This window comes from Nocardioides sp. (assembly GCF_047606145.1).
In the GTDB taxonomy this organism is placed as follows: domain Bacteria; phylum Actinomycetota; class Actinomycetes; order Propionibacteriales; family Nocardioidaceae; genus Nocardioides.
In genome coordinates this window covers 17,222-30,887 of record NZ_JASGET010000070.1, presented here as the reverse complement: position 1 = coordinate 30,887, position 13,666 = coordinate 17,222, and the positions used below count along the sequence as shown (strand labels likewise).

At 70.1% G+C, this 13,666-nt stretch carries 9 protein-coding genes; 8 read left to right on the top strand and 1 reads right to left on the bottom strand.

What is annotated here, in order from left to right:
• The first annotated feature begins 41 nt into the window (after nt 1-41).
• The 8 genes from QM638_RS08885 (at nt 42) to QM638_RS08850 (ending at nt 11,768) form a co-directional block, all read left to right on the top strand.
• Entirely contained in the window at nt 42-1,217 is a 1,176-nt protein-coding gene (locus QM638_RS08885) for an ROK family protein (RefSeq protein WP_415141601.1), read from the top strand.
• Between the two features lie 384 nt (nt 1,218-1,601).
• Complete coding sequence (locus QM638_RS08880) at nt 1,602-2,381, top strand: DeoR/GlpR family DNA-binding transcription regulator (RefSeq protein ID WP_415141600.1); 780 nt, start codon at nt 1,602-1,604, stop codon at nt 2,379-2,381.
• A gap of 300 nt (nt 2,382-2,681) precedes the next feature.
• On the top strand, nt 2,682-4,175 hold the full coding sequence (locus QM638_RS08875) for a glycoside hydrolase family 27 protein (RefSeq protein ID WP_415141599.1): 1,494 nt from the start codon (nt 2,682-2,684) through the stop codon (nt 4,173-4,175).
• Nucleotides 4,172-6,337, top strand: coding sequence for a glycoside hydrolase family 27 protein (locus QM638_RS08870; protein WP_415141598.1), 2,166 nt, complete (start codon nt 4,172-4,174; stop codon nt 6,335-6,337). Before QM638_RS08875 ends, QM638_RS08870 begins: the two co-directional genes overlap by 4 nt.
• A 200-nt stretch (nt 6,338-6,537) precedes the next feature.
• A complete protein-coding gene (locus tag QM638_RS08865; RefSeq protein WP_415141597.1) occupies nt 6,538-7,716 on the top strand; it encodes an N-acetylmuramoyl-L-alanine amidase in 1,179 nt (392 codons plus the stop codon).
• A gap of 63 nt (nt 7,717-7,779) precedes the next feature.
• Nucleotides 7,780-9,612: a methionine--tRNA ligase gene (gene metG, locus QM638_RS08860; RefSeq protein WP_415141596.1), complete on the top strand. Its 1,833-nt coding sequence runs from the start codon at nt 7,780-7,782 to the stop codon at nt 9,610-9,612.
• A gap of 24 nt (nt 9,613-9,636) precedes the next feature.
• A complete protein-coding gene (locus tag QM638_RS08855) occupies nt 9,637-10,536 on the top strand; it encodes an LLM class flavin-dependent oxidoreductase (RefSeq protein WP_415141595.1) in 900 nt (299 codons plus the stop codon).
• Between the two features lie 35 nt (nt 10,537-10,571).
• The gene (locus tag QM638_RS08850; protein ID WP_415141594.1) at nt 10,572-11,768 is read left to right on the top strand and encodes an amidohydrolase family protein; all 1,197 of its coding nucleotides are present in this window, start codon (nt 10,572-10,574) and stop codon (nt 11,766-11,768) included.
• A gap of 169 nt (nt 11,769-11,937) precedes the next feature.
• Here QM638_RS08850 and QM638_RS08845 read toward each other — a convergent pair whose 3' ends face one another.
• Nucleotides 11,938-13,647 carry a DUF885 domain-containing protein gene (locus QM638_RS08845; protein WP_415141593.1) on the bottom strand — a complete coding sequence of 570 codons (1,710 nt, stop codon included), beginning with the start codon at nt 13,645-13,647 and terminating at the stop codon, nt 11,938-11,940.
• Nucleotides 13,648-13,666 lie beyond the last annotated feature (19 nt).

The window sequence follows — 13,666 nt, the reverse complement described above, 5'->3', positions numbered from 1 at the left end:
CTCGCTCACGCGACATCCCCCCGCCTGGTTGAATCCCGAACATGAGTGAAGAGTTGGCGGAGGACCTGCCGATCGGATCGCCGGCCGCGGCCCGGGTGCTGCGGACCCTGCTCGGCGAACCGGGCCAGGTGATGACCAGGGAGCGCCTCGGGCAGGTGACCAGACTCTCCTCCGCGGCGATCACGCGTGCGGTGCGGCCGCTGATCGGCGCCGGCTATCTGGCCGAGCAGGCCGCCGCTCCGCGCGGTCGTGGACGCCCGGTCAAGCAGCTGCAGCTGGTCGCCGACCGGGCCTGCTTCGTCGGGGTCAAGGTCGAGGCCACGGACGCGGTCGCCTGCCTGGTGGATCTGGCCGGCCAATCTCTGGCCGAGGCCCGGGTCGGGCTGGCGAGCACCGAGGTCGGCGAGGTCCTCGACGCGGTCGTCGACGCCGCCCGAGCGGTGGTCGAGGAGGCCGCGCCCCGAGTGCCGCTCGGCACCGCCATCTCGCTCTCCGGCGATGTCGACGCGATCACCGGCCGGGTGCACTTCTCGCCGTTCCTGGGCTGGCGCGGCGTCGACGTCGCCGACCTGCTCACCGAGCGGCTCGGCTGCGTTCCGGTGGTGGAGAACGACGTGCGCGCGCTGACCCTGCTGGAACAGATCGCCGGCGTCGGCCGACGAGGGGACTCCTTCGTCCTGGTGACGCTGGGGACGGGCATCGGCGCCGGCATCAGCGTCAACGGGCAGGTGGTGGAGGGGACCTTCGGCGTCGCCGGCGAGATCGGCCATCTGCGGGTGGAGCCCACCGGGCCGCAGTGCTACTGCGGCTCGCAGGGCTGTGTCGAGACCGTCGCCGCCGACCCGGCCATCCTGGCGGCGGTACGCCGCAGCCATCCGGAGGTCGAGTCGATCGCCGACGTGCTCGCACTGGCCGGCACCGAGGACGTCGCGACCCTGGCCGCGCTCGAACGCGCCGGGGAGGCCGTCGGCACCGCCATCGCGGCGGTCACCAACCTGATCGGGCCGCGATGGCTGGTGCTGGCCGACGAGAGCCTGGCCCAGCACCGGGTCGGCTCCACCGCCCTGGACGCGGCCTATCGGCGCGCGGCGTACGGCGACGCGGTCCGCTGCGAGGTGGTGCCACGGGACATGCGCACCGAGGACTGGGCACGCGGTGCGGCGGTGGTCGCCCTGACGTCGTGGGTCGAGCGGGTCAGTGGGCGGTCCCTGGACTGAGAGGCATGCCGGCACGGCGCGGTCGGGCCCGCCGGAGTCGTGGGTGGAGGTCACAGTGGCAATTTAATTGACGTCGGGAGAAAAATGGCTGGACGGCGCCCGGAGATTCCGCCATGCGGTCGGATTTGTTGCCTCACGGTGGCTCCCTCGCCGGTGGTGCGTGGCCGTCGTGCCCGTGGGAGCACCAAAGCCGAACGCTTGAATCATCAGGATCAAGCAGATATAAACGTGACCACGCTCACATGTCAAGGAGTCTCGGCGTGGCGCGCGTGGATCGATCCGGCAGAATCAAACGAGATGGAACATTGTGGCTCGACTTCCGTACGAGCTGGCTGAGTCCACCCGGCCCCTCAGCCCACGGCGGAGTCTCGTCAGGAGGACCTTGTGCTCGCTCGCCAACGACAGTCCGCGATCTTGGAACACGTCCGCGCACATGGCGGAGCCAGGGTCAGTGACCTGACGCAACTACTCGGCGTCTCCGACATGACGGTGCGGCGCGACCTGGACGCGTTGGCCCGGCAGGGGCTGCTGGACAAGGTCCATGGTGGCGCCACCGCGATCGGCGTGGCGAGCTCGGAGGAGCCGCGGTTCGACGCCAAGGCGATGCGTGAGGACGAGGAGAAGGAGCAGATCGCCCGCGAGGCGGCCGCGCTGGTGCAGCCCGGATCGGCGGTCGCGCTGTCGGCAGGCACCACGACCTGGGCGCTGTCGAAGCATCTCGTCGACATCCCCGGGCTGACCGTGGTCACGAACTCGCTGCGGGTCGCCACCAGTCTGCACCAGGCCGCGGGCAGTCGGACCCTGATCCTGATCGGCGGTACGCCGACCCCCTCGGACGCGCTCGTCGGTCCGATCGCCGACACGGTGGTGCGCTCGCTCCGCTTCGACGTGCTCTTCCTGGGCTGTCACGGCATGGAGGAGTCCAGCGGCCTGTCCACGCCGAACCTCGCCGAGGCGCAGACCAATCGCGAGCTGATCCGCAGTGCGCACAGCGTGGTGGTCACCGCCGACCACACCAAGTGGGGGACCACCGGGCTGAGCTCGTTCGCCGACCTCGACCAGATCGACGTCCTGGTGACCGACTCCGGGATGCCGGCGGCGGCGCGGCAGGTGCTCGGCGAGCGGGTCGGCCGGCTGGTGATCGCCGGCTCGGCGCCCTCCTGAGAGACCCCGCCGTCAGGCGATCGCCCGCGGAGCGCCGTGCTGTCCGCGCGGCGGCTGCGTTGTCGCCGCCTGCGTCTTGCGACGCTCGCGACAGCGCTCCCCGCCCGCGGAGTCTCCGAGCCTCGCGGCGGGCAGCAGCCGGGGCATCCTGTTCGATCGCGGGTGTCTGTGCGGCTTTCTGGTCGATCCGGTTGACGATTTCGGGCGAGTTCGACAGATTTTGTTGACATCGGGAAAAAAATCCCTCTAGGTTGGTTCGGCATCCCGCAATGTGATCCACGACACACCAGAGGTGACTCGATGCGACGCACTCTAGCCGGCTTCCCGATGGCCGGCCTTCTCCTCTCCGGGGCACTGGCGGCAAGCTTCATGCCTGCCAGCGCCCAGGCGACCCCGGCCGCCGCGCATGCGGCGACCACCCACACGGCTGCCCACGCGACCGCCGTCTCGACGGCCGCCAAGGCGACCTCAGGCAAGCATCAGGGCAGCGCCGACGCGCCGTACCTGGGCTGGAGCAGCTGGAGCCTGCAGGCGGCCCGCGACACCACGCTCAACCCGGACGGCGACTACAGCTGGCTGACCGAGGACAACGTCCTCAAGCAGGTCGACGTGATGGCCAGCAAGCTCAAGAAGCACGGCTACACCTACATCAACGTCGACGCCGGCTGGTGGCGCGAGTGGGACTGGACCCCCGAGTACGACAGCCACGGTCGCTATGCCGTCGACAAGGACCGGTTCCCGCACGGCATCGCCTGGCTCGCCCGCTACGTCCATCGCAAGGGGCTGAAGCTGGGGCTCTACGTGCCCGCGGGAATGGAGAAGGGCGCCTACGACAACGGCGACTTCCCGATCGCCGGCAGCCGCACCGGCTGCACCACCCATGACGCGGTCTACGACGACCTGCGCACCACCAACGGCTGGGACTCCTCCTACGCCCTCGACTTCGACAAGCCGTGCGCACAGCAGTGGGTCGACTCGATCGCCGACGAGATGGCCGGATGGGGGGTCGACTTCCTCAAGATCGATGGTGTGGGCTACGGCTCGGGACGCAGCGCCGACTCCGAGACCGTCGCCGGACAGTACGACAACCGGGCCGAGCTGGCGGGATGGAACAAGGCGTTCAAGAAGACCGGCCGGGACGTGAAGATCCAGCTGTCCTGGGCGCTCGACCACGACTACGTCAGCGACTGGCAGAAGCTCGCCGACTCCTGGCGCATCGACTGGGACGTGGAGTGCTACTGCAGCACCCTGACCAGGTGGAACTCGGTGAAGGGACGTTTCACCGACGTCCTGGACTGGATCGATGACGCCGGCCACGGCAAGGGCTGGAACAACCTCGACTCCCTCGATGTCGGCAACGGCGACATGGACGGGCTCAGCGACGACGAGCGACAGACCACCACCACGTTGTGGGCCATCGAGGCGGCTCCGCTCTACAGCGGAGACGACCTGACCCAGCTCGACGCCGAGGGTCTGAAGCTGCTCACCAACGACGAGGTCCTCGCCGTCGATCAGGCGGGAGTCCCGGCGGCACCGGTGGACACCTCCACCGACCAGCAGGTGTGGACGGCCAAGGTGGGCGACCACTATGTGGTGGCCTTGTTCAACCTCTCCGACGACGCGGCCACGGTGAGCACCGACTTCTCCGACGACCTCGGCGTCAAGGGCAGTGCACGGATCCGTGACCTGTGGCAGCACCAGAACCTGGGGAGGGCCACCTCCTACTCGGCCACCGTGCCGGCCCACGGCTCGGTGTTGCTCACCGTCACGCCGAGCAGGGGAGCGGGCCGATGAGGGCGCGTCGATCGACCTTGCGGCGTAGCGCCGTCGCCGGCGCCGTACTCCTGGCCGCCACCGGCACCACGTTGGCCGGTCTCGTCCCGGCCCAGGCCGCCGACTCGACGGCCACGGCGTCGTCGACGGCGTCGACGACCCTGGCCCAGACTCCGCCGATGGGCTGGAACGACTGGAACTCCTTCGGCTGCGACGTCAGCGCCGAGCTGGTCGAGCAGACCGCCGACGAGATCGTCGACCTCGGGCTCCAGGACGCCGGCTACGACTATGTGAACATCGACGACTGCTGGATGACCTCCGAGCGCGACGCCGACACCGGTGAGCTGGTGCCCGACCCGGACAAGTTCCCCGACGGCATCTCGGCGGTGGCCGACTACGTGCACAGCCTGGGTCTCAAGCTGGGCATCTACGAGAGCGCCGGCGAGACCACCTGCCAGGGCTATCCGGGCAGTCTGGGGCACGAGGAGCTCGACGCCCAGACGTTCGCCGACTGGGGCGTCGACTACCTCAAGTACGACAACTGCGGCTCGCCGAGCTCCGACGACACCGCGGAGGAGTACGAGGCCCGCTACCAGGTGATGGGTGACGCGCTGGCCGACACCGGGCGCGACATCGTCTACAGCATCTGCGAATGGGGCAACTACGAGCCGTGGACGTGGGGCACCGAGGCGGGCGGCCAGCTCTGGCGCACCACCGGCGACATCAGCGACAGCTACGGCTCGATGTTGAGCATCGCCGAGCAGAACTCCGAGCTCGCCTCCTACGCCGGCCCCGGCTCCTGGAACGACCCGGACATGCTCGAGGTCGGGAACGGCGGGATGACCACCACCGAATACCGCAGCCACTTCTCGCTGTGGTCGATGATGGCCGCACCACTGCTGATCGGCAGTGACCTGCGCAGCATCTCCAAGGCCGATCTGGCCATTCTGGGCAACACCGACGTCATCGCCGTGGACCAGGACTCCAAGGGCGTCCAGGGCACCGTGGTGACCGAGAACGGCAACATCATGGTGATGCGCAAGCCGCTGGCGAACGGCGACGTGGCGGTACTGCTGTTCAACAAGAGCGGTACGGCGCGCAACATCTCCACCACCAAGAAGGCGGTGGGCGTCTCGGGCGGCAAGATGTCGCTGGACGACCTGTGGACCGGAAAGACCACCACCTCCTCGGGCCGGATCGCCAGCTGGGTGCCGGCTCACGGAGTCGCGATGTACCGGGTCTCCGCCGGAGGCGGCGCGGCCACCCACACCGACGTCACGGTCACCGCTCCGGGCTCGGTCGTCTCGCACCACCAGCTGACCGTCCGGGTCAAGCTGCGCAACGACGGGCCCACGGCGGTCTCCCACGTGCGGACCACGCTGAGCCTGCCCACCGGCTGGAAGGTCACCGACACCCGGCGTCACGGGAAGCTCACCCGCTTCACGGTCCGGGCGGCGACGGCGACGGCGCCGCTGACGTCGACCACGGCCATCGCGCGGACCAGCTATCGCAGTGCTGGGCGAACCCACACCCAGAAGTCGACCTGGAACACGTGGCTGTCCACCAAGGTCAGTGCGCCGCTGGCCAGCGCGGACAACGCCGCTGGCACGACCGTCACCGGACAGCGCTCCGGGACCCTGGGCATCGCCGCCGGCGGTGCCGGCGTCTCGGTGGCCTCGTCCAGCGCCTTCGGCACCACCAGTGCCTCGGACGCGTACGGCGCGATCTATCGCTCCGGGGCCTTCGGTGACGGGTCCACCCTCACCGCGGTGGTCAAGCCCGGCACCTGGGGGAGCGGCGACCAGAGCGGCCTCATGGTGCGCAACCACATGAGCGGTTCGGGTCCGGTCGGTGCGGCGCTGGTGATCTCCAAGGCGCGGTTCGGGGACAGCCTTTCGGTCGCGCTGGTCTCCGCCGACGACGGCGGCACCAGCTACAACACCTCCGCCAGCGTTCGCGGCTCGCTCTCGTCGAGCACCGCGATCAAGCTGCGGCTGGTCCGCTCCGGCACCGACTACACCGGGTCGTACTCGACCGACGGCGGCTCCACCTGGACCACCGTCGGGACGGCGACCCTGACCTCGGCGGCCGCCGCTGCCAGCCAGGACGCCGGAGTCTTCCATTCCTCCGGAGTGGCGCGGACGGCGACGCTGGCGAAGTTCAAGGCACTGAACGTGTCCTGATCTGTGCCTGGGGCGTTCGTCAAGGCGCCTGGGGCGTTCGTCAAGGTACGTCGATGAATGCGCACTTCCCCCGCGGAATTCCGCGGGGGAAGTGCGCATTCGGCTGCATACCTTGACGAACGCGCGGGCGGCCGGTCTGCGACGCGCCGAGCAGGCGTAATCCACCGATCAGGTGGGGTCGGTATCGGATGATCGAGGTCATGCGATCGAGAACCTTCCCCGCCTCGGCTCGCCGTCGTTCCGTGCTGGCCATGGGTGCCGCCCTGGTGGCCACGGCCGGTCGAGGCGTTGCCTCCTCGCCCGCGTCGGCCGCCGGCGGCACGGTGCTGCGGTTGCCGGCGCTGACCGACGGCATCGCCTCGCTCGACGTCCCGCTGACGGCACGGCTGACCGAGCAGGTCAGTGGCGGTCGGCGTACCGCGACCATCTCGACGACCACCTTCTCCATGGTCGGCGTCACCTGGCACGGCGAGCTCTCCGGCGCGCCCCGGTTCCGGGTACGAGTACGCCGTGCCGGCGGCTGGAGCGGCTGGCAGGCGCTGCCGCTGCAGCACGATCTGCCCGACGGCGGCGAGGGTGCCGGCAAGCACGGCACCCAGCCGGTCTGGGTCGGCCGCTCGACCGGTATCCAGGTCGAGGCGATCGGCTCCCGGCTGACCGGACTCACCATGTCCCTGATCAACACCGGGCCGCCGCAGCGGGTCAGCGTGCCGCGCGCGATCGCGGGGAACGCGTTGGCCCGCCCCAGTGGGCGGGTCTGGACCCGGGCGCCTCGTCCGGTGCTGATGAGCCGCAAGAAGTGGGGTGCGGACCCGAAGCTGCTCAACGGCTCCCCGCGGTACTGCCGCACCCTCAAGCAGGTCCACATCCATCACACCGCGAGCAGCAACGACTACTCCCGTGGCGACGTGCCGGGCATCATCCGCGGCATCTATCGCTACCACACCCAGAGCCTGGGCTGGTTCGACATCGGCTACAACTTCCTGGTCGACAAGTTCGGCTACTCCTGGGTCGGCCGCTCCGGTGGGCCGCGCAAGCTGGTCCGTGGCGCGCACACCCTGGGCTTCAACCACGTCTCGATGGGGATCGCGGTGATCGGCAACTTCCAGAGTCACGAACCACCGCACAAGGTGATCACCAAGCTGGTCCGGCTCTCGGCCTGGAAGCTCGACTTCTACAAGCGCAACCCCACCGGGAAGATCAAGGTCAAGTCGGAGGGGAGCGACAAGTACCCCGCCGGCCGGGTGGTGACGCTGCCGGTCATCGACGGCCACCGCGACACCAACGACACCGAGTGCCCGGGCGCCAAGCTCTACGCCATGCTGCCGGTGATCCGGCGGCGCACCAAGCGTCGGATGAACGCCTACAACCCGTCCTGAGCCGCCGTCCGGGCCGGGTGACCGACTGGGTGCGGGGCGCCCGCGCTCCGTAGACTTCGGCGCATGAGTCATGTCCCCTCCACCGACCGGCGCCACGTCCTGTCCGCCGTCGCCTGGCCGTACGCCAACGGTCCGCGTCACATCGGCCACGTGGCCGGTTTCGGCGTGCCCTCCGACGTCTTCAGTCGGTACATGCGGATGGCGGGACACGACGTCCTGATGGTCTCCGGCTCGGACGAGCATGGCACCCCCATCCTGATCGCCGCCGACGAGGCCGGGCTGAGCCCACAGGAGCTGGTCGATCGCAACCACCGGCTGATCGTGGAGGACCTGGTCGGTCTCGGCTGCAGCTACGACCTCTACACCCGTACCACGACTCGTAACCACCACGCCGTCGTCCAAGAGCTGTTCGCCGGCGTCTACGAGAACGGCTACTTCGTCGAGCGGACGACGTACGGCGCCATCTCGCCCTCGACCGGCCGCACCCTGCCGGACCGCTACATCGAGGGCACCTGCCCGATCTGCGGGTACGACGGCGCCCGCGGCGACCAGTGCGACAACTGCGGCAACCAGCTCGATCCGCAGGACCTGATCGACCCGCGCTCGAAGATCAACGGCGAGACCCCGGAGTTCATCGAGACCCAGCACTTCTTCCTCGACCTGCCCGCCCTGGCGGAGGCGTTGGGGGCGTGGCTCGACGAGCGCGAGGCGACCGGGCTGTGGCGGCCGAACGTGATCAGGTTCAGCCAGAACATCCTCGCCGAGATCCAGCCGAGGGCGATGACCCGCGACATCGACTGGGGCATCGCCGTACCCCTCGACGGCTGGCGAGAGAACCCGACCAAGAAGCTCTACGTCTGGTTCGACGCGGTCATCGGCTATCTGTCGGCCTCGATCGAGTGGGCTCGACGCTCCGCCGCCGAGGGCGGCGACCCGGACGCGTGGCGTGCCTGGTGGAACGACCCGGAGGCCCTGTCGTACTACTTCATGGGCAAGGACAACATCACCTTCCACTCCCAGATCTGGCCGGCCGAGCTGCTGGCCTACAACGGCAAGGGCAGCAAGGGCGGCACGCCGCACGCCTACGGCGAGCTGAACCTGCCGACCGAGGTGGTCTCGAGCGAGTTCCTGACCATGGAGGGCAAGAAGTTCTCCTCCTCGCGCAAGATCGTCATCTACGTCCGCGACCTGCTCAGCCGCTACCAGCCCGACGCGTTCCGCTACTTCGTCGCGGCGGCCGGCCCGGAGACCAACGACGCCGACTTCACCTGGGCGGAGTTCGTCCGGCGTACCAACGACGAGCTCGTCGCGGCCTGGGGCAACCTGGTCAACCGGACCGCCACCCTGATCGCGAAGAACTTCGGCGAGCTTCCCGCCGCTGGTGAGCTCGCCGAGGCCGACCGGGTCGTCCTCGAGCTCGTCGAGTCGACCTTCGGCACCGTCGGCGACCTGATCGGCCGGCACCGGCAGAAGCAGGCGATCGGCGAGGCGATGCGCGCGGTCGGCGAGGTCAACCGATACGTCTCGGAGACCGAGCCGTGGAAGTTGGCGAAGGATCCGGAGGCCCGGGAGCGACTCGGCACCGTGCTGCACGTGATGGCACAGTGCGTGACCGACCTCAACCTGATCCTGGCCCCGTTCCTGCCGTTCTCCGCCAACCAGATCGACCTGGTGCTCGGCGGCAAGGGCGAGGTGGCGCCGATGCCGCGCATCGACGAGGTCGGTGACCTCGACGGCGGACCGGGCTATCCCATCATCACCGGTGACTACACGGGCGCGCCGGGGTGGGAGCGCACGCCGATCGTGCCCGGCACACCGGTCGGCAAGCCGACCCCGGTCTTCCGCAAGCTGGACGTCACGGTGATCGAGGAGGAGCTGGCCCGACTCGAGGGCTGAGTCGGGCTCGGTAGGGTCGCCGGAGTGAAGTTCTCGCTGTGGCCGCACGCCGGTCGAGCGGTCGACCAGATCCTCGGCGCCGCCCGGCTCGCCGACACCGACGGCTGGTACGGCGTATGGCTCGCCGACCACTACATGCCCAACACCGCGGACGGCCGCGTGGCCGACGGCCCGATGCAGGAGTGCTGGACGCTGCTGCCGGCGATCGCGACGGTGACCGAGCGGGTACGGATCGGCCCCCTGGTCTCGCCGACCTCGGTGCACCACCCCGCGCTGCTGGCCAATCGCGCCGCGAGCCTGGACCAGCTCTGCGGCGGCCGGCTGGTGCTCGGCCTCGGCGCCGGCTGGCAGGTCAACGAGCACGCCGCCTACGGCATCGAACTGGAGGCGCCCGGCGCTCGGGTGAGCCGGTTCGAGGAGGCGGTCCAGATCATCCGGTCGCTTCTCACCGAGGACCGGACGTCGTACGCCGGGAGCGTCTACCGGATCACCGACGCGCCCTGCGACCCGAAGCCGGTGCAGGCCCGGCTGCCGCTGTTGGCCGGTACGGCGGGCCCACGGATGTTGCGGATCACCGCCCGCCACCTCGATGAGTGGAACACGTGGGGTGACCTGGCGACCGCGCTGACCAAGCGCGGCCGGCTCCTCGAGGCCTGCGAGCGAGTCGGCCGCGACCCGGGGACGATGCGCCGCTCGGTCAACGCCTTCCTCGACCTCGACGGCACCTCGCCGGGCGGACCCGGGCGCACCCTGTCCGGCTCGGCCGAGCGGCTGATCGACGAGCTCGGCAGGTTCGCCGAGGCCGGGTTCGAGGAGTTCGTCGTACCGGACTGGCTGTTGGCCGCCGACCCGGCGCAACGACACGACCAGCTGCGGCGGCTCAAGGCCGACGTACTCGACCGGGTCGGCGCCGACCAGGGCTGACAGGGCTGACAGGGCTGACGGGGCTGACGGGGCTGATGACGCGGAGGGCGATCGAGGGCGGCCAGCCACTGCTCATCCGCGATGCCACCCTTGTCGCGGCGCCCGGTGCCGAGCCGCGACCGCGGACATCGCTGTTCGTCGTCCACGGCGCGATCGCCGCGATCGGCGAGGCGGCCGAGGCCGCCGCCCGTGCGGGTGAGGTCCCGGACGGGCGGATGGTCGATGCCGCCGGCGGCACGCTGGTGGCCGGGTTCTGGAACTGCCACGTGCACCTGACCCAGCCGGGATGGCGAGGCGCCGTCACGGCGCCCGTCGAGCGGCTGCAGGATGCGCTCGATGACCTTGCCAACCGCCGCGGGTTCACCGGCCTGGTCGACCTCGGCTCGAACCCGTTCGACACCCGGGAGGTACGGCGCCGGATCGGCACCGGCGAGCTGCGCGGGCCCGAGATCGCGATGGCAGGACTCGGCCTGTATCCACCGCGTGGGCTGCCGTTCTACTCCCGCGACGAGATGGGTCGCCTCGGCCGGGCAATCACGCCGCAGCCTCGGACCAGGGCCGCGGCGAGGCTGGCGGTGGCGGCCAACCGTCGCCTGGGCGCGGAGGTGACGAAGCTGTTCACCGGCTCGTACGTCGCCCCGGACACGGTCAAGCCGATGAGCCGTATGGTCGCGTTCGCGGCGGCCCAGCGGTCGCGCGCCTTCGGCATGCCGGTCTTCGCGCACCCCTCCGACCGTGCCGGAACGCTGGTGGCGCTCGACGCCGGGGTGGACGTGCTCGCCCACGTGCCCGACGAGACGCAGGGCACGCACGGCTTGTTGCGCGAGGCGGCCACCCGCGGGATTTGGATGACCCCGACCCTCGACATGTTCGCCCAGACCGTCACCCGCGACCGGGCCTACCTCGACCCCATCCACTCCTCGCTCCGGCTCTTTCGCGACCACGGCGGGCGGTTGCTGTTCGGGACCGATGTCGGCTATCTGCCCGACACCGACATGACCGGAGAGTTGGAGGCGCTGGCCGAGTGCGGCCTCGGTGTCGTCGACGTGCTGACGATGCTCACCACTGCTCCGGCGCGAGCGTTCGGCAGTCGATTCGGTCCGGCGACCGGGGAGGTCGCCGAAGGCGGCGTGGCGGATCTGGTGCTGTTGGACCGGCTGGAGACGGTCACGGATCTCGCCAGTGTCCGGATGACGATCAGAGCCGGGAGGGTGACCTGGCGCTCGACTTGAGCGCCCGCGACCCCCGGCGGATCGCCGTACGGGCGCCACTGCTCGACGCCCGGGGCCGGCGATTCGGGTGGGTCGGGCTCTACTTCCTGCGTGAAACTGCCACTTCCTGCGGGTTACAACCCGCAGGAAGTGGCAGTTTCACCGGTTCACCGGCGAAACCGTCCCGACCTCAGAGCCGCCCGAGGGCCGCCCGGAACGGAGCGAGGCCGAGGGAGCCGAGGTCGAGTGCGGCGCGGTGGAAGCCCTTCAGATCGAAGTCGTCACCCGCCCGCGCCCTGGCGGCATCGCGTGCCTCCAGCCAGATCCGCTCGCCCACCTTGTAGGAGGGAGCCTGGCCGGGCCAGCCCAGGTAGCGCTTGACCTCGAAGTCGATGAAGGCGGGATCCATCAGACAGTGCTCGCCCATGAACTCGCGGCCCAGCTCGGGGGTCCAGCGTTCACCGGGATGGAACCCCCACGGGTTGTCGGCGGGGATCTCGAGCTCGAGGTGCATCCCGATGTCGATGATCACCCGCGCCGCCCGGAACGACTGTCCGTCCAGCATGCCGAGCCGGTCGGCCGGGTCGTCGAGGTAGCCGAGGTCGTCCATCAGCCGCTCGGCGTACAGCGCCCAGCCCTCGCCGTGTCCGCTGACCCAGCACATCAACCGCTGCCAGCGGTTGAGCAGGTCGGCGCGGTAGGCGGTCTGGGCCACCTGCAGATGGTGACCGGGCACGCCCTCGTGGAAGACCGTCGTCTTCTCCCGCCACGGACTGAACTCGGTCACCGACGCCGGGACCGACCACCACATCCGACCGGGTCGGGAGAAGTCCTCCGAGGGGCCGGTGTAGTAGATCTCGCCACTGGTGGTGGGCGCGATCATGCACTCGATGCGACGCACCGGCTCGGGAATGTCGAAGTGCACGTCGGCCAGCTCGGCGACGGTGGCATCGGCGAGCTCCTGCATCCAGCCGCGGAAGGCCTCCTTGCCGGCGATCTTGGTGGCGGGATCGGCATCGAGAGCGGCCACGGCCGCGCGCACCGAGGCGCCCGGCCGGATCCGGCCCGCGGTGGCGGCCATGTCGTCGCTGAGTCGCTTCAGCTCCTGCCAGCCCCAGGCATAGGTCTCGGCCAGGTCGACCGCCGCGCCGAGATAGCGCCGGGAGCAGAGCGCGTAGTGGTCGCGGCCGACCGCCTCCTGGGCCCGTCCGTGGGGCTCCAGGTCACGGGTGAGGAAGGTGCCGAAGTCGGCGAACGCGGCCGTGGCCGCCGTGGCGGCGGTGGCGAGATCACCGCGCAGCGAGGCCGGCAGCTCCTCGGGACAGCGGGCGGCGAGGCCGGCGAAGAAGGCGTCTGCCGGACTCTGGCCCGGTCGCTGGGCGGTCCAGTCCCGGATCTGTTCGGCGACCTCGCGGTATTGCCGAGCGGCGACGAGCCGGCCCGCGGCCGCCTCCTCGGCGAGCGTACGGCGATAGCCCGCCACCGCGTCGGGCAAGGCCCGCATCCGGGCCGCGATGTTGCTCCAGTCCTCCTCGGACTCGTCCGCCATCAGGTCGAAGACCGCACGGAGCTCATGGATGCCGCTGTCGATCACCGAGAGGTGGGAGCGGTCCAGCTGTGCGTCGGCGAACTCGACGTCCAGCCCGATCCGCTCGCAGAACGCTTCCTGCGCGACCTGCTCGCGCTCATCGTGCGGTGGCAGCGCGGAGACCTCGCGCAGGGCGTCGCGTGCCAGCCGCTCCCGGGCGTCGTACCCGTCCGGCGAGAGGTCGGGCAGCTCGGCATCGTGGCCCGCGACTCCGGTGTAGGTGGCGGTCAGCGGGTCGAGGGCGCAGTACTCCTCGACGAAGCGGTCGCTGCGGGCGTCGACGGGTCGCGAGGCGGTTCCGGGCTCGGTCACGGTCCCGAGACTAGTTCGG